Origin of the sequence: Desulfobotulus pelophilus (genome assembly GCF_026155325.1) — a bacterium.
In the GTDB taxonomy this organism is placed as follows: Bacteria; Desulfobacterota; Desulfobacteria; order Desulfobacterales; family ASO4-4; genus Desulfobotulus; species Desulfobotulus pelophilus.
Genome location: NZ_JAPFPW010000014.1, coordinates 15,044 through 31,264, shown reverse-complemented (window position 1 = coordinate 31,264; position 16,221 = coordinate 15,044). Strand labels below are relative to the sequence as shown.

The window sequence follows — 16,221 nt, the reverse complement described above, 5'->3', positions numbered from 1 at the left end:
CGGTCAGAGAATACGTCATGGAATATAAACAGCCCCGTCCTTTAAAGGAAGGGGCTGTTTATTTTAAAACCTCAGGCCAGCATTTTTCCGTGCTACCAGCTGCAGAACCAAACCGGAGCCAACATTATCCCACAAGATTTCTCAATCCCGATTCATCCAGAATAGGGATATTCAGGGAAAGGGCTTTTTCATATTTACTTCCCGCTTTTTCACCTGCCACCACATAGTGAGTTTTGGCACTGACACTCCCCGCCACCCTGCCACCCGCTGCGGTAATAAGATCCTGGGCTTCTTTTCTGGAAAGAACGGGCAAAATACCGGTTATGACAAAGGTTTTTCCCTCCAGAGGACGATGCCCACCAGCCTGAAATTCGCCCTCTTCCACGTCAACGCCCGCGGCAAACAAAGCCTTCAGGGCTTCCCTGTTCTCCGAACGGGAAAAATAATCCCGGATGGCCTCCGCCAGCACAGGACCGACACCTTCCACGGAAGACAGGCTTTCCACATCGGCCGCCATAAGATTGTCAAAACTCCGGAAACGCTGGCCAAGAATTTTGGCCGTGTGAACACCCACATGGCGGATACCCAGACCGTATAACAGGCGGTGGAATGAAGTTTTTTTCCGGTCATGGATGGCTTTGACAAGATTGGACGCTGATTTTTCACCCATGCGGTCCATGGCCGCAAGACCCGGAACATCCAGATAAAAAAGATCCGCACAGGTCTTTACAAGCCCCCTGTCCACAAGCTGGGCCACAAGTTTTTCACCCATGCCATCCATATCCAGGGCTGGCTTGGAAGCAAAATGACGAATTCTTTCCTTAAGCTGGGCAGGACAGGTGGCGGACACACAACGTACAGCCACCTCCCCCTCTTCCTGCACCACGAGGCTGCCACATACGGGGCAGTGATCCGGCATCTGAAAAACAATTTCCGAGCCATCCCTCAGATGCTCAATCACCTTCACAACCTTGGGGATGACATCTCCCGCACGCTGAATAAAAACCTGATCTCCGATGCGGATATCCTTGCGGAGAATTTCATCCATGTTGTGCAGTGTGGCCCGGCTCACGGTTACGCCCCCCACTTCCACGGGAGTGAGAATGGCCACAGGCGTAAGAACACCGGTGCGGCCCACCTGCACTTCTATTCTTTCCAGACGGGTACGGGCTTCCATGGCAGGGAATTTCCAGGCCAGCGCCCACCTCGGCGTACGGGATGTCATACCGAGTCGGGTCTGGAGATCAAAATTTTCCACCTTGATCACCATGCCATCCACCTCGTAATCAAGGGACTCCCGGCGTTCCACCATTTCCGCATAAATATCTGGCACTTTTTCCGGTAACACAGCACTCTGTGCCAAAGGACTCAGGGCAAAACCTGCGGATCGGAGAAAGGCAAACAATTCTGCCATGGAGGAAAGAAAAAGACCCTCCACCTCTCCCATACCATGGGCAAAAAAGCGTAAGGGCCGTGTGGCCGTAATGCGGGAATCCAGCTGACGCAGGGAGCCGGAAGCGGCATTTCTCGGGTTGGCAAAGGGGGCTTCTCCGGTTTTTTCCCGGCTTAGGTTCAGGGCTTTAAAGCCTTTACGGTCCATGAGCACCTCGCCCCTCACTTCCAGCACCGCAGGCGGTTCTTCCACCCTCAGGCGCAGGGGAAGGTTGGCAATGGTCCGCACATTTTCCGTTACCCCTTCGCCCACCAGGCCATCCCCCCGTGTGGCTGCCTCTGTCAGAACACCATTCTCATAGCGCAGGGAAACGGCAATGCCGTCAAACTTAGGCTCCACGGAAAAAAGCAGCTCCCCTGCCACGCCTTTCCGAATGCGCTGAACAAAGGCAAAAAACTCCCCCTCATCAAAGGCATTGTCAAGGCTGAGCATGGGAAGGCGATGGAAAACCGGAGTAAAGCCCGAAAGAGGTGGTGCTCCCACCCTCAGGGTGGGGGAATCCTGGGTTTTCAGTTCCGGGAAACGCCCCTCCAGCTCCTGCAGCTCCCGGAAAAGGGCATCATAGGCTGCATCGGTGATTTCCGGATCATCCAGCACATAATAACGGTAGCTGTGCCGTGACAGATCCTTCCGGAGAAGGGCAGCCCGCTGCCGTACTTTTTCGCTGCACTGCCCTTCTCGTTCTTTCAACGGTTTTTCCATGGACCCTTTGCCCCTCTCCTGCTCCATTCATCAATCCATGGGATTGTTATGTTCTTCCAGGCCATCTTTGATGTCATCTATGTTATCATAGATCCACTGCACGTCTTCAATTGTCAGCCTGCCCGCTTTCACGGGTGCCCTATCGGAACCATCCTTTTTTTTCAGCATCCTCGGTCCGATCTGTAACTTGGCCTCACCGCCGTCATAGCTGTGGATGGCAACCACAAGACCTGTTTCCTCACTTCTCCATGATTTCAAAACCTTATCCTTTGACGGATCAAAACCAGCCATTCTACCTCCTTAGTGTATAGTCAGCCTTTTTGCTAACCCAGTCGTGAAAAATCCGCAATTCTGTTAAAAAGAGCCGCAATGGAAGCCAGAAGCCCCAGTCGGTTATTCTTCACCCTTTCATCCTCTGCCATGACCATCACCCCGTCAAAAAAAGCATCCACAGACTGACGCAGGGTGGCAATGCTTGCAAGGGCAGCATCCAGATCATTGACAACCATGTGGCCGTCAACGGTCTGAACGCAGAGTTCAAGGGCTTCATACAGCCCTTTTTCCGCAGGTTCCGTCAGTAGGGATACATCCACCAGAGGTTTCACATCCCCGGCTTTTTTCAAAATATTGGAAGCCCTTTTAAAGGCTCCGGCCAGAGCAAGAAAATCCGGCTGATTCCTGACGCGGTCCAGGGCTTCCACCCGGCGCAGGACATCTGGAATATGGTTATTCTCTACGGCCAGAACAGCGGCAATACCTTCCCTTGAAAATCCTTTTTCGGCCAGCAGATTGGCAAGGCGGGTCACCATGAAGTCGCAGACTGCCTGCACCGTTTCTTTCCCGTCTTCCTTCTTTTTATCCCCAAGGGTTTCCAGGGCAAGGGTAACCAGCTCCCGAAGGGAAAAACCCAAGTTTTTGTCCAGAAGCATCTGCAGAATCCCAAGGGTTGCCCGGCGCAGGGCAAAGGGATCAGCCGCTCCTGTGGGCCTCAGCCCCACCGCAAAACAACCACAGAGGGTATCCAGCTTGTCCGCCATGGACAGGACCACACCGCACAGATCTTCCGGCAGTTTTCCACCACTGCCAAGGGGTCTGTAATGATCCTCCATGGCACGGGCCACCCGTTCATTTTCTCCGTGGAAAAGGGCATAGGCTCTGCCCATGATGCCCTGTACCTCGGGGAATTCATAAACCATCTGGGAAGCAAGATCCGCCTTGCAGAGGCTGGCGGCCCGGTCCAGATCCGCCATCATCTCTCCGTCAAGGCCCAAATCTTTACCCATGCTGGCACAAAGACTGCGGATTCGTGCCACCTTCTCTCCCATGGTGCCCAGCTTTGCCTGAAAGAGCACCTGATCAAGCTTTTCATTCCACTGGTCAAAGGTGGCTTTCTTATCCGTTTCCCAGAAGAATCTGGCATCGGAAAGCCTTGCCCTCAGTACACGCTGGTGGCCCTGACGTACCAGCTCCATATCTTTGGGGGAGGTATTGTTAACGGCAATGAAAAGGGGCAGAAGATTACCCTTTTCATCTTCAACGGCAAAATATTTCTGATGTTCCCTCATGGATGTGATGAGCACTTCTCTGGGCACTTCCAGAAAGGCAGGATCAAAACTTCCCATGACAGGATAGGGCGCTTCCACAAGGTGGGTGACGATTTTTAACAGCTCTTCATCCGCAAGCACCCTGCCGCCGGAGTTTTTGGCCACTTCCTCCACGGAACGGGCCACGGCTGCCTTTCTCTCCTGAACATCGGCTATAACACCGGCATCCTTCAAAATCCCTTCATAATGTTCTGGCAAATCAATGGTCACGGGCTGGGGATGATGAAAACGATGGCCGCTGCTCAGGCGGTCAGAAACAATACCCTCCACTTCAAAGGGAATCAGTGCCTCACCGAAAAGGGCAACAAAACGCTGAATGGGCCTTGCAAAGGCAAGCTCCGTGTCTGCCCAGCGCATGGTTTTGGGAAAGTTCAGGGCACGGACCGCCGCAGGCAGCATATGGCAGAAAAGCTCCGCCACAGGCCGGACCTTTTCTTCAACTCTGGCAAAAAGATAGCGCCCCTTGGGGGTTTCCCGGATTTCAATCTCTTCTAAGGAGATTCCGGCTTTTTCCGCAAATTTCACAGCGGGGATGCCCGGCTTGCCTTCCGCATCAAAGGCAGCCTTCTCCGGCGGCCCCATCAGCTCCGTGGTTTCCGGCCGCTGCATGGTGGCCACATCCGCAATGCGCACACAAAGCCGCCTCGGGGTGGCAAAACTTGTGATCTCTCCAAAGTCAACGCGGGCGGCGGCCAGCTCTTTTTTCAGAAATGCGGCAAGGGCCGCAATGGCAGGGTCAATGTATCCTGCCGGTATTTCTTCGGTTCCAATTTCAAAAAGAAGACTTGTCATGATGGTGTCCTTATGGCTACGGGGCATTCCCCCCGAATGTACATGGCTTGGATATCAGGCTTATTTTTTCAGAAGGGGAAAGCCCATGGCTTCCCGCTGAACCAGATAGGCTTCGGAACAGGCCCTGGCGATGTTCCGGATTCTTCCGATATAACCGGTTCTTTCCGTCACACTGATGGCTCCCCTTGCATCCAGAAGGTTGAAGGTGTGGGAACACTTCAGGCCGAACTCATAGGCGGGCAGAACCAGATCCTTTTCTATGAGCCTCTTTGCTTCGGACTCATACTTTGCAAAAAGATCAAAAAGCAGGGGAACATTGGCTTCTTCAAAGTTATAGCGGCTCTGTTCCACTTCCTGCTGGTGAAAGATATCCCCGTAGGTGATTTTATCATTCCACATGAGGTCATACACACTGTCCACACCCTGCAGATACATGGCAATGCGTTCAAGGCCGTAGGTCAGCTCTACGCTCACGGGCTTCACCTCTATGGAACCTGTCATCTGAAAATAGGTAAACTGAGTAATTTCCATCCCATCCAGCCAGACTTCCCAGCCCAGTCCCGAAGCACCAAGGGTGGGCGACTCCCAGTCGTCTTCCACAAAGCGGATGTCATGGGCCAGGGGGTCCACGCCAATGGCTTTCAGACTTTCCAGATACATATCCTGCACATCCGATGGAGATGGTTTCATGATGACCTGAAACTGGTAATAATGCTGCATACGGTTGGGATTTTCCCCATACCGGCCGTCCGTGGGTCTGCGGCAGGGCTGGGCATAGGCAACGCTCCATGGTTCCGGTCCAAGGGCTTTGAGCAGGGTTGTGGGATGAAAGGTTCCCGCACCCACCTCAAGGTCATAGGGCTGGGCCTGAACGCACCCCCTGTCTGCCCAGAATTTCTGCAGGGTGAAAATAAGATCCTGAAACCGCATATCCATCATCCTTATTTGCTTAAAAGGTTGTTAAAATATCCTTACGAAAGTAAACATTCATAGCATTTTACTCTGAAATCCCAAAAACATAACGATTCCGCTCATGTATACTCTATCATTCCGGCACTGCAGTATCAGCAGCTGGTTCCGATGCAAGTCACCATGGCTGTTTGCCAGTGACGTTATCCTTCACTCCAATTTGCGGATACATTTTATGATAAAAAAGGCTTTCTTACTTGAGCACCGAACCGCTCCCGTACAGGACAAAAAGCTCTAAAAACAGAGATGGTGTCACAGGCAAACAGCCCATGTGTCTGCCTGACGGTCATGGTCGTTAACAGGGCGCAATAATACGGATCAGCCACGCAGAATGTACTGCCGCCGAGCAACTTTCTAGTGACGTCAAGGCGGCAAGTATCGTTACAAAGTAATCTGCAGGGCTTAATTCCGGCCAGAAATTACCGCAGGTTTTATAAATAATGCCTGTTCCTGCCATCAGACATCAAACAGCACACCGTCTTTTTCAGGAGCCGCATCCAGAATACAGGCTCCGGGCATTTTATCCATCAGCCGTTGCCACTGGCTTCGTAAAGCTCCTAGCGTATCTTCCGGCCCCAGTGCCCAGACACAGCCCCCTCCTCCGGCACCCGCAAAACGGACGCCGCAACCAAGGGTACCTGCTGCCGAGGCAAGACGCATCCCCGCAGGGTCCAGAACATCCGGAGTCAGACGCAAACGGATGGTCAGTTCCTCCTGCATACAAAAGACAGCTGTCTTCAGGTCCATTTCAGCCAGTGCCTCTCCGAATCGGCGGGTCAGCAGGCCTATATCCTCCCATTCCTTTCGGGTTCTGCCCTCTTTGAACCCCTGAACCCAGCGTCCGTTCACATCCAGGGAGTCATGGGGATCACCTCCGTAAGCCACCAGCATGGAAGACGCAAGACCATGGTAATCCGACGGATTCAGAAGAGAGGTCTGCCGCCATGGACGAATAAGCCCCTCCCTTTCCCATTGCCATAAATGGACACCTCCATAAGCGGCCGCCAGCTGGTCCTGCATGCCGCAGGGTACACCGGCCACGGCCGACTCAATGGCCCTTGCCCTGAGCACCACATCCTCCACGTTCACCGAAGCATTCTTATTCTCCAGTCTCATGAGCAGGGCAACCAGTGCCACCGCCATCACAGAAGAGCCGCCCAGAGCACTTCTCGGCGGAGAAGCGGATGTAATTTCCACATGGATATTCCCGGCACCAAATGCATCCAGAATGGCAAACACCAGACCCAGGGGATGGTTATAAGGTGCTTCACCGCAGGCAAACTCCGCCGGTTCAAACCCTCTGGAAACCACACGCACCCTGCCTTTCTCATGGGGCCGGATACGGACCTCCGTACGGAGATTCAGTGCCATGTTCACCGTACACGCAAGTTCCGGCCCCAGAGACTGATAAAAAAGGGGCAGATCCAGGGTTCCACCAAAATCTACCCGACAGGGCGCAGAGCCCACCATTTCCTTTTCCGGACAAAGCATCTCCAAACAAATCCCCTTTTCAGACAGATGTTTTCCTGTACCCGAAACCGCTTCAGGCCTTGGCACGATATGCAGTGATATCCGCAGCCGCCGTTTCCAGAGAGAAACCCTGAGGCCCGCGCACACTGCGCAGGTAACGCAAGGAACGAAAATCTCTTCCCATATGAAAGGACACAAAGGACTCCAGAAACAAAAGGCCTTCTCTGGCGGCTTCCCTGGAAAACTGAACACGCCCTGGCCCCTCGCTTACCCTTTCCTGCAGCCAGCAGAGGGTTTTCACCGTTCCCGGAGCCATGGCACAGACTTTCGCCACAGGAGAACAGGTACCACAAAGAATACGCCCCCTGCCATAGTCAAAACGGATACGACCGGCACGAACACCTTCCAGACGGGCCCCACATCCTCCGCAGTTATCCATCCCGGGAGAGAGCCCGGCAAGACCCAGAAAACGAAGCTGAAAGAGAAGGCTGGCTATTTCAGGATTTTCCACCCCATGGTGCAGGGCCTTCAGTCTATGAAAAAAAAGATCATAAACATCTTCCTGCGGGGCATGTTCCTCCAGCCAGAGACAGAGTATTTCAGACCAGTAAGCCGCATATCCCATACGTATGAAATCCGAACGCAGATTTTCAAAGGGTTCCAGAAGACGCACTTCCTGCAGAACGGGCATTCCACCGGATTTCGGCTGGCTGCAGTCCGGATGCAGAACGGAAAACAGCTCCAGCCTGCCTGAAAAGCGACGTCTGCTTTTACGGGCATTTTTGGCAATGGCAGAGAACTTTCCCTTTGAACGGGAAAAGAGGGTCAAAATAACATCATAATCACCATATTCCACACGGCGCATCACAATGGAAGACGCATCAGGATTCATAGAACCGCACTCCATGGAATCACATATTCAGCAGCTTAGTGGCAATGGTAAAATACAGAAAAGCCGTAATCACGTCCGTGCTGGTAGTCACAAAGGGACCGGTTGCCACCGCAGGGTCTATTTTCATTCGGGCCAGCCCCAGAGGTACAAGGGCACCCATGAATGCCGCTATGGTCATGGACGAAACCATGGCTAGTGCGACAACAATATTCAACATAAAAATACTGTACTGCAGCTCCGCCACAAGGCCGATGAGAAGACCGTAAACCGCACCCAGGACCAGTCCCACCAGAAATTCCTTGCCGATCACCCGCCAGAAATCCCCCAGAGAAAGCCTGCCCGTGGCAAGCCCCCGAACCACAATGGTGGAAGACTGTGTGCCCACATTCCCCCCCATACCTGCAATAACGGGCATAAATGCGGCAAGATAGGCGTATTTGACAAGGGTTTCCTCAAAGCCGGAAATAACATAAAAAGCCAGAATCCCCCCAAGGCAGGAGGCAAAAAGCCAGGGAAGCCGGATACGGATTCCGCCCAGAATCGTCTGGGTTTCCACGAAAATCTCTCCAACACCTGCCATTTTCAGAATATCTTCCGTTGCTTCCATACGGAAAATATCAATTACGTCATCAACGGTAACAATCCCTTCCAGCACCCCTGTTTCATCCACAACGGGAACGGCCAAAATATCATAACGGGCAACAATTTTAGCCACTTCTTCCTGATCCATGGAAGTCTGTACGGAAACAAGATCCGGATTCATGATATCCTTCAACCGTGTTTCCGGCCGTACCACCACTAGCTGACGAAGGGAAATAACCCCCACAAGCCGCTTCAGATCATCCACAACATAGAGATAAAAAGGCATCTCCACATCCCTGTGTTCCTTCTGCAGAGACTCAATGGCCTCCCTGGCCGTGGCATCCTGGGAAAGGGCTACAAAATCAGGTGTCATGATACCGCCCGCGGTATCATCACTGTAGCGCAAAAGCCCCTCCACCTCTTCGGAGCCTTCCTTTTCCATTTTCTCCAGAACAGCCGTGGCGGTTTCCGGTGGCATCAGACCGATAAGGTCGGCAACGTCATCATTGGGCATTTCATCAAGGATATGGACGATGTCATCCACCGGCATTTCCCGAATAAACTCCAGAAAAATACTGTCTTCCAGCTCGGAAAGCAGCAGACCCTGCTGTTCCACATCGTTCATCATGGAAAAAAGCCGCTTTTGATCGGCAAGTCCTATGTACCGAAAAGCGTAGGCGAGATCGGCTGCGTGGGTTTTTCGAACTATTTTTTTAAGATGCGGGACGGCATTGCGGCGCAGAAGCCGCTTGATGCTTTCCACAAGAATGGTATGACGGTCATGAAACATACGGTAACCCCCGGTCTCTCGCCAGAACGCAAAACGACCCGTTCGATGCCGCAACTGCCCTTGGGGTAGGATGCAGCCGGATATCGGCGGGTCGGAAAAATCAGGTTGCAGAACAGACTGTCAGGGAAGGTGCAGATTCACCGCCTGTCCACCTGAGCCGGAAAGGGGCAGGGCTTTTCCGTTCAGGCGCAGCCGTACCCCTGTGGCACTTCCAATTAAAACATTATACGTTTTTTCCGCATGAAATTCAAGGACATCTCCGGGTTCCACGGAAAAAGAACGGGAAGGTTCCTCATCCACAATAATTTTTACCCACGTAGACTCCACGGCCAGCAGCTCCAGCTTATATCCGCTCTGCACCGGTTTGCGGGGCTGATCGTAGTCTGGAGTGCTGCGGGCAACGGCCATCAGAGCCGCTTCTTTTCTGGCCTCCACATCACCCATAAAACCCGCCAGCCATACTCCCCCAAAGCTCAACGCTGCTATCAGAATCAACAAAACAGCGCATCCCTTCAACCATCGGACCAGACGCTTTCTGAACAAAATCTTTCTGCGGGCATCTTCTTCCCTGGCATCCCATTTTTTTCTGGCCTTCTTGTACAGTTCCGCCGCATAATCCGGATCCAGGTTCACTTCCTGTGCGTAGTGCCGCACAAATCCCCGGACAAAAACAGGAACCGGAAGCCCCCCGTGGTCCTCATCTTCCAGGCGCTGCAGCGTTTCCCGGCTCACGAAGAGCCGTTCCGCCAGATCCTGCAGCAGAATACCCTGCATGATACGGCCATTCTGCAGATACAGACCAAACCCTTCCTCTGTAGTCCGGGATTCTTCCCCCATACCGCTGTATCCCCGCAAAAAAGGTGTTATCAATCCAGCATACGCACATGAACTTTTTCACGCAACTCCGTAACCCAGATCTGGAATCGGCGGTTTACCTCCACATCATACAATTCATCGGCTATTTCATCTTCCACTTCGGAAAGGGGTTTTGGATTCTGAAAGCCGGTTTCAAGAAGCTTAAAAATCTGAAAACCCTGAGGGGTACGCACGGGACCGGAAAAATCCCCCCGCTGAAGTCCCGCTACAGCATCCCGTATGCGGGGAGACAGGGTCTCCGCCTCAAACCAGCCCAGCTCACCATCAGGCCCGGCAATGGTGGATTGGCTTTCCTGAGCAGCCAGCTCCGAAAAGCTCCTGCCAGATTCAAGGTACCCGACCAGTGTCTGTGTTTTTTCCCGAAGCCGTGCCTCCGTTTCCGGTGCCATGTTTCTTGGAAAAGGAATCAGAATATGGGCCAGACGATAGCGTTTCCCACCTCCGAAACGTTCCGCATTCTCACGGTAAAAAGCCTCTATCTGCTCACGCGTGATGACAATGCGGGACCGCACCATGTAATTCACCAGTCTGGAACGCAGCATCTGCTCCCGCATCTGGTTCCGGTACACCTCCAGGGTGAGACCTTCTGACAAAAGGGCTTTCTCAAATTCCTCAGGCGAGAGATTGTGATTCATGCGAAAATCTTCAAGGGCCTGATTCACTTCCTGATCTGAGATTTCTATCCCAGCCTCTTCCACCGCAATATCAGTAATGGTCTGATCAATCATCTGATTCATCACATCTTCCCGATAGCGATCAATCAGCGCCTGTGTTTCCTCAGGCCCGTAACCGGCAGCTTCAATACGTTCCCGTATGGGAGCAAAGGTCTCTTCAAATGCCACCTTGGTGATAATGCGGTCATCCACAAGGGCAATAATCCGGTCCACAATAATCTGGGCCGATACAGGAAAAGCAAACAAGCCGAAACAGATCCAAACAACCAGCGTTCCCAAAAACTTTGTCATATTACAAACCTGCTTCCTCATGCAGATCCACGTCAGGGGCCGGATTCACGGGCAGACTGACATCCCCCTCCTCCTCACCCAGCTCGGCCAGCAGGGGCCGGGTTTCCGGAAAAACCCGGTAAAGAAGTTCGGTATGAACCTGAACCTCCACCTGCTCCTTCACACCCTGCAGCCATTTCCTATATACCGGTTCCGCTTCCTGTCTGCGGAAACGGGCAATCAATTCTTCTGTAACCTCTTCCGTCATAACCACTTCTTCTGGCTTCTGACCAAGGGTTTTGCTGTATTCCAGAAAGAAAGGCCTCAGGGCCTCCGGCGTCACCTCCAGCTCACGGTCCAGAATCTTTTCCACCAGCTTCTCCGTAAGAAGCCTCCGGCGCAGCCCTTCCTCCCAGGCCCTTTCCGAAATGGCGCTTTCCGAAAGCATACGTTCAAGCTCATCTTCCGGAAATGTCATCCGCATCTCTTCCACCGCTGCTTTTAACCGAGCCTCATCAATGACAATTCCCTCCTGTCGTGCCCCTGCCTCCAGCACAAGGCTTTCCGCCAGATCTTTGAGAACCCGATAGTGAAGAGCCCTCTGAATCCGCTGTTCCTGCAGAATATTATGGGAGTAGGCAGCCTTTGCCATTTCATAGGCATCCCGGTATTCCACAAGGGTAATCCTCGAATTCGCTGTGGCCAGAATCCAGTCCGAATCATGCAACTGTGCCGGAGTACAGCCGGATACAAGCATAAGGGACAACCAAAAGATACAACAAAGACGGGCAAGGACAGTCGTTCCGTAAAAAGGCTTCATGGTCCTCTCTGGTGGGATCAAGGAATTTTCCCTGTTCGGAAAAAAAGCAGTAGACAACCCTTCAGCCGTTAACACGGGCCACAATTTCTTTCAAGATGTTTCTGGCCTGCACCATGGGAGGCAACCGGCGATCCTTGAGTAATACGACCCTCAGACTGCCGTCGGCAAGAAATACCATTTCCTGATTTGCCACCTCCATCACCTCCCCTATGGCCATGGGTCTTTTCTGATGGATTTCCGAAAAGGTCATCAGAAGCTGACGCTCATTCAGGTCCAGACGCCGAACCCCGGCCTTCACACAAAGGACCTTCAGCATAATTTTTAAAAGAATATTGCCGGCCTCGGAGGGCAGAGAACCGTAACGGTCCGCCAGCTCTTCCCGGAAGGTTTTAATTTCTCCAATGGATACCATACGTGAGAGCTTTCGGTAAATAGCAATGCGCTGATCAATATCCGGAACATAGGATTCCGGAATGTAGGCATTCATGGAAAGGGTAATCTCCGGTTCCAGAGGGTCCAGTACCGGCTCACCTCTCAACTCAGAAACCGCATTTTCCATGAGTTGCAAAAACATGTCATACCCCACGGCCGCAATATGGCCGGACTGACTGGCCCCCAGTGCCGCACCACCGCCCCGGATCTGAAGATCGCTCATGGCCACCTGAAAACCGGAGCCAAGGTCTGAATGCTCCATCAGTACCTTGAGCCTGCGCATGGCATCTCTGGAAAGCCGGTTTTCCTCGGGAACAAAGAGGTAGGCATAGGCCTGCACATCTCCCCTGCCGATACGGCCCCTGAGCTGATAGAGCTGAGAAAGCCCGAAACGGTCTGCCCGGTTGACAATCATGGTATTGGCGGATGGTATATCCAGACCGGACTCGATGATGGTGGTACAGACCAGAAGATCCGTCTCTTTCCGGATAAAGGCCAGCATCTGATTCTCAAGATCATCTTCCTTCATCCTGCCATGGGCAACCCCGATACGAACACCAGGAAGCAGCTCCCGCAGCCGGGCCGCCTGCCCCTCGATGCTGTGAATATTATTGTGAACAAAAAAGATCTGGCCTTCCCTCTCCATTTCCCGGTTCACGGACTCCCGGATCACACTCTCGTCATACTCAGATATGTAGGAAATAATGGCCTGTCGTTCTTCCGGCGGCGTGGCAATCACACTGATATCCCGCATACCCATCAGTGACATATGGAGGGTACGGGGGATGGGAGTGGCTGTCAGTGCCAGTACATCCACCGTTTCTCTCATTTTTTTCAGAATTTCCTTATGGCGGACACCAAAACGCTGCTCTTCGTCAATAATGACAAGGCCCAGATCCTTGAAATGCACATCCTTCTGCAGGAGCCTGTGGGTGCCAATGATAATATCAAGACGGCCATCGGCCATTTCATTGAGAATCTGCCGCTGTTCCTTTGTGCTGCGGAACCTGTCCAGTGCCGCAAGACGCACGGCGTAATGCTCAAACCGCTGGGCAAAGGTCCGGTAGTGCTGCTCCGCCAGTATGGTGGTAGGCACCAGAACCGCCACCTGCCGGCCATCCATCACAGCCCGGAATGCCGCCCGCAGAGCCACCTCTGTCTTACCATAGCCCACATCTCCGCAGACAAGACGATCCATGGGTGCAGGGCTGCCCATGTCTTCCAGCACTTCACCGATAACCTTGAGCTGATCCGGGGTTTCCTCATAGGGGAAGGCGGCCTCAAAATCCTGCAGGCGGCTGTCCGGCGCGGAAAAGACCTTACGCGTATGCACCTTACGGGCAGCATACAGGGCCAGGAGTTCACCAGCCATTTTTTCCACAGAGGCTTTGGCCTTTTCACGGGCCTTATCCCATGCCTTGCCGCCCATCTTATCCAGCACGGGCTCTATGCCGTCCACGCCCACATACTTATGCAGAATACCCATGCGGTCTACGGGCAGGTAAAGACGGTCGCCATCTTTATACGTTAAAAGAATGAAATCACTCAGCACTCCGTTCAACCGGAGTTTTTCAAGTCCCTCAAAACGTCCCAGTCCATGTTCCGTATGGACCACGATGTCCCCCTCCCTCAGTTCTCCGAGATTCAGGAAGCGGTCTTTGGCCGAACTTTTCTGTACCTTTCTGCGACGACGTTTGGCACCGAATATTTCATCTTCACTGACAAGGGCCAGTCCTTCATCCAGCCATACAAAACCCGAACGGATCCGTCCTTCGCAGAGCCATACACCCGGACGTCTGGCACGGTAGATTTCGGCAAAGGAACCGGCAATACCGACGGAAACCTCATAGGCACTCAAAAGATCCCTTACCCGGCTCACCTGGGAGGGAGTGGCACAGACAATACCCGTTCGACAACCTTCCCGCACCCGGTTCTGCAGCCAGTTAACAAGGGGCAGCAAAGGCTGCATGCCTCCCTGCCGACCGGCCATCTCACCCCGGATCACCGTATTTTCTCCGATTTTGCAGTCCATACTGTCACCGGAGCCCAGCAGGGAGGGCATATCACTGAAAAGTGTACAGTTTTTTTGAGTAAGCCGACTGTACAACTCCTGCCATGACATATAAAGATCTGCCTCGGCCACGGCCAGCCGCTCAGCAGCCATGGCCTCTTTCCGGGCCATTCTCACGCGCTGTTCCTGCCGGTCCACAAGCAGAGAGCAGCGTTCCGGATCATCCACAAACACAAGAGAGTTTTTAGGTACATAATCCAGAAATATATCCAGCTTATCATACACAAGAGACAGCTGCCCCTCTATGGCCGGGTGAATACCCTCTTCCCGTATGCGCTCAACAATCTCCCGTACCTTGGTCACACGGAGCCCTGCTTCCGCCGCCTCCTGACGCACCCTGCCAAGGAGTTTTTCCACGGATGCAGGGGCAAGCAGCATCTCCCGGGCGGGCAGCATAACGGCTTCGTCCGTATCTCCGGCCTTTCTCTGGCTTGCTGCGGAAAAAAACCGGATGGACTCCACCTGATCCCCATAAAATTCAATACGTACGGGATCCGGATGGGCGGGAGAATAAAAATCCAGAATGCCCCCGCGCAGGGCAAAATCACCGGGCTCCTCCACAAGGGTACTGCGCTGATATCCGGCGGCTACCATGGTGGATACCAGTTCATCCCTGTCCAGGGTTTCTCCGGCGGAAAGGGTTCGCGTAAAGGCTTCCAGCTTTTCAGCCGGAATAACCCGCTGAACCAGAGTTTCTGAAGGAACAATGAGAATGGGAGGAATGGCACCGGAAAGGCAGCCGTACAGCAGGCGCATGCGAGTGGCAATGGTTTCCACATGGCAGGCCATGGCCTGGAAGGGCAACACATTATATCCTGGAAAAATGGCCGCACAGGGATCGGGGCCGTCCCTAAAAAAGCGCAGTCGCTCCAGAAGCTCTTCCGCTTCCTTCTGACCGGGCACCACAACCAGCACAGGTTGCTTTTCCGCTGCGGTCAGCGCAGCAATCACAAACGCACGGGCTGAAACGGGCACACCTGTGCAGGTAAGGGGCTGCCCGCTTTTCTGTAAAAATGCCTGAAGACCACTGTCTGTTTTTTTTTCTTGATTTTGCTTCATGGTACCTGTATGAATTTGTGCGTTTGTTGCCGGCGTAACTCAGTTGGTAGAGTAGCTGATTCGTAATCAGCAAGTCAGCAGTTCGACTCTGCTCGTCGGCTCCATCTGAAAGAAACGGGATTTTTCGCTAGCCGGAAAATCCCTTTTTTATGGTTAGCCTTTTCCAGCAGAGAGCCTGATCATCCAGCTCCACATGGCATCCCCCCTTATCCAGAAAAAGGGCAGGCCGGTGGAAGCCTCTGAAAACGGGCTCATCATAAACGAATCCCCGGAGAGGACAACCCCAAAAAACAATGGGCAGTTTCCGGCTCCCGGAAAAAAATTCGTTTCAGAAATAAAGATGTTGCCTTGACTTGCATATAACTGCCGTATATGTAAATTTTTCCTGCAGAACATTTCTGCCTGAAGCCGGCAATGTGTGCGGAGGATACAAAATGAACTGCATCGACGGTATCGAAGGCGTGGCCAAGAAAATCATTGATACCCTTTATCGCACTGCCCGGGATCAGGGCTGTGATGACAGCGAGTGCATACGCTGCCTCAGAGCAGCCGTTGAGGGTGCCGGTAGTTTTGTCATGAACAACCGGGAGGTTGTGAGTGACCCGAGCCTGCTGACAAAAGAACTGTACCTGTATGCAAAAACTCTCTGGCTTTCCTCACGCAACCCAGCTACAGAGGAAGCCAAAGACCCTGATGAGGAATACTACGGATACTACTTTGACCGTATTTATCACCAGCAAAATTACCCCCTCTGAAACAGACCAC

Annotated in this window: 12 protein-coding genes and 1 tRNA gene; 2 read left to right on the top strand and 11 right to left on the bottom strand. The window is 52.9% G+C overall.

Annotation, left to right across the window (positions count from 1 at the left end):
* Window positions 1-124: 124 nt before the first annotated feature.
* From ligA to mfd, 11 genes are all read right to left on the bottom strand, one after another.
* Window positions 125-2,155, bottom strand: a complete 2,031-nt coding sequence (gene ligA, locus OOT00_RS11815) for an NAD-dependent DNA ligase LigA (RefSeq protein ID WP_265425582.1) — start codon at window positions 2,153-2,155, stop codon at window positions 125-127.
* Window positions 2,156-2,185: 30 nt separating this feature from the next.
* Complete coding sequence (locus tag OOT00_RS11810) at window positions 2,186-2,446, bottom strand: hypothetical protein (RefSeq protein WP_265425581.1); 261 nt, start codon at window positions 2,444-2,446, stop codon at window positions 2,186-2,188.
* A gap of 32 nt (window positions 2,447-2,478) precedes the next feature.
* Window positions 2,479-4,551 carry a glycine--tRNA ligase subunit beta gene (gene glyS, locus OOT00_RS11805; protein ID WP_265425580.1) on the bottom strand — a complete coding sequence of 691 codons (2,073 nt, stop codon included), beginning with the start codon at window positions 4,549-4,551 and terminating at the stop codon, window positions 2,479-2,481.
* Between the two features lie 60 nt (window positions 4,552-4,611).
* On the bottom strand, window positions 4,612-5,481 hold the full coding sequence (gene glyQ, locus OOT00_RS11800; RefSeq protein WP_265425579.1) for a glycine--tRNA ligase subunit alpha: 870 nt from the start codon (window positions 5,479-5,481) through the stop codon (window positions 4,612-4,614).
* 495 nt (window positions 5,482-5,976) lie between these two features.
* The gene (locus OOT00_RS11795; RefSeq protein WP_265425635.1) at window positions 5,977-7,011 is read right to left on the bottom strand and encodes a GHMP family kinase ATP-binding protein; all 1,035 of its coding nucleotides are present in this window, start codon (window positions 7,009-7,011) and stop codon (window positions 5,977-5,979) included.
* A 52-nt stretch (window positions 7,012-7,063) separates the two neighbouring features.
* Window positions 7,064-7,882 (bottom strand): DNA repair protein RecO, encoded by an 819-nt coding sequence (gene recO, locus OOT00_RS11790; RefSeq protein ID WP_265425578.1) that lies wholly within the window; start codon window positions 7,880-7,882, stop codon window positions 7,064-7,066.
* Window positions 7,883-7,901: 19 nt separating this feature from the next.
* Complete coding sequence (gene mgtE, locus OOT00_RS11785) at window positions 7,902-9,254, bottom strand: magnesium transporter (RefSeq protein WP_265425577.1); 1,353 nt, start codon at window positions 9,252-9,254, stop codon at window positions 7,902-7,904.
* A 120-nt stretch (window positions 9,255-9,374) separates the two neighbouring features.
* A complete protein-coding gene (locus OOT00_RS11780) occupies window positions 9,375-10,091 on the bottom strand; it encodes a helix-turn-helix domain-containing protein (RefSeq protein ID WP_265425576.1) in 717 nt (238 codons plus the stop codon).
* A gap of 29 nt (window positions 10,092-10,120) precedes the next feature.
* Window positions 10,121-11,095 carry a peptidylprolyl isomerase gene (locus OOT00_RS11775; RefSeq protein WP_265425575.1) on the bottom strand — a complete coding sequence of 325 codons (975 nt, stop codon included), beginning with the start codon at window positions 11,093-11,095 and terminating at the stop codon, window positions 10,121-10,123.
* A gap of 1 nt (window position 11,096) precedes the next feature.
* Window positions 11,097-11,894 (bottom strand): SurA N-terminal domain-containing protein, encoded by a 798-nt coding sequence (locus tag OOT00_RS11770; RefSeq protein WP_265425574.1) that lies wholly within the window; start codon window positions 11,892-11,894, stop codon window positions 11,097-11,099.
* 61 nt (window positions 11,895-11,955) lie between these two features.
* A complete protein-coding gene (gene mfd, locus OOT00_RS11765) occupies window positions 11,956-15,456 on the bottom strand; it encodes a transcription-repair coupling factor (RefSeq protein ID WP_265425573.1) in 3,501 nt (1,166 codons plus the stop codon).
* Between the two features lie 28 nt (window positions 15,457-15,484).
* On the opposite strand from mfd, the gene OOT00_RS11760 reads away from it, so the two are divergent.
* A tRNA-Thr gene (locus tag OOT00_RS11760) sits at window positions 15,485-15,560 on the top strand.
* 330 nt (window positions 15,561-15,890) lie between these two features.
* Window positions 15,891-16,211 carry a hypothetical protein gene (locus OOT00_RS11755; RefSeq protein WP_265425572.1) on the top strand — a complete coding sequence of 107 codons (321 nt, stop codon included), beginning with the start codon at window positions 15,891-15,893 and terminating at the stop codon, window positions 16,209-16,211.
* The last annotated feature ends 10 nt before the right edge of the window (window positions 16,212-16,221 follow it).

Bases quoted from the DNA above. Each gene is read 5' to 3' on its own strand.
- OOT00_RS11755 (WP_265425572.1), top strand. From the start codon at position 15,891: ATGAACTGCATCGACGGTATCGAAGGCGTGGCCAAGAAAATCATTGAT.
- OOT00_RS11775 (WP_265425575.1), bottom strand. From the start codon at position 11,095: ATGACAAAGTTTTTGGGAACGCTGGTTGTTTGGATCTGTTTCGGCTTG.
- glyQ (WP_265425579.1), bottom strand. From the start codon at position 5,481: ATGCGGTTTCAGGATCTTATTTTCACCCTGCAGAAATTCTGGGCAGAC.
- mfd (WP_265425573.1), bottom strand. From the start codon at position 15,456: ATGAAGCAAAATCAAGAAAAAAAAACAGACAGTGGTCTTCAGGCATTT.
- OOT00_RS11770 (WP_265425574.1), bottom strand. From the start codon at position 11,894: ATGAAGCCTTTTTACGGAACGACTGTCCTTGCCCGTCTTTGTTGTATC.
- ligA (WP_265425582.1), bottom strand. From the start codon at position 2,155: ATGGAAAAACCGTTGAAAGAACGAGAAGGGCAGTGCAGCGAAAAAGTA.
- OOT00_RS11795 (WP_265425635.1), bottom strand. From the start codon at position 7,011: ATGCTTTGTCCGGAAAAGGAAATGGTGGGCTCTGCGCCCTGTCGGGTA.
- recO (WP_265425578.1), bottom strand. From the start codon at position 7,882: ATGAATCCTGATGCGTCTTCCATTGTGATGCGCCGTGTGGAATATGGT.
- OOT00_RS11780 (WP_265425576.1), bottom strand. From the start codon at position 10,091: ATGGGGGAAGAATCCCGGACTACAGAGGAAGGGTTTGGTCTGTATCTG.
- mgtE (WP_265425577.1), bottom strand. From the start codon at position 9,254: ATGTTTCATGACCGTCATACCATTCTTGTGGAAAGCATCAAGCGGCTT.
- OOT00_RS11810 (WP_265425581.1), bottom strand. From the start codon at position 2,446: ATGGCTGGTTTTGATCCGTCAAAGGATAAGGTTTTGAAATCATGGAGA.
- glyS (WP_265425580.1), bottom strand. From the start codon at position 4,551: ATGACAAGTCTTCTTTTTGAAATTGGAACCGAAGAAATACCGGCAGGA.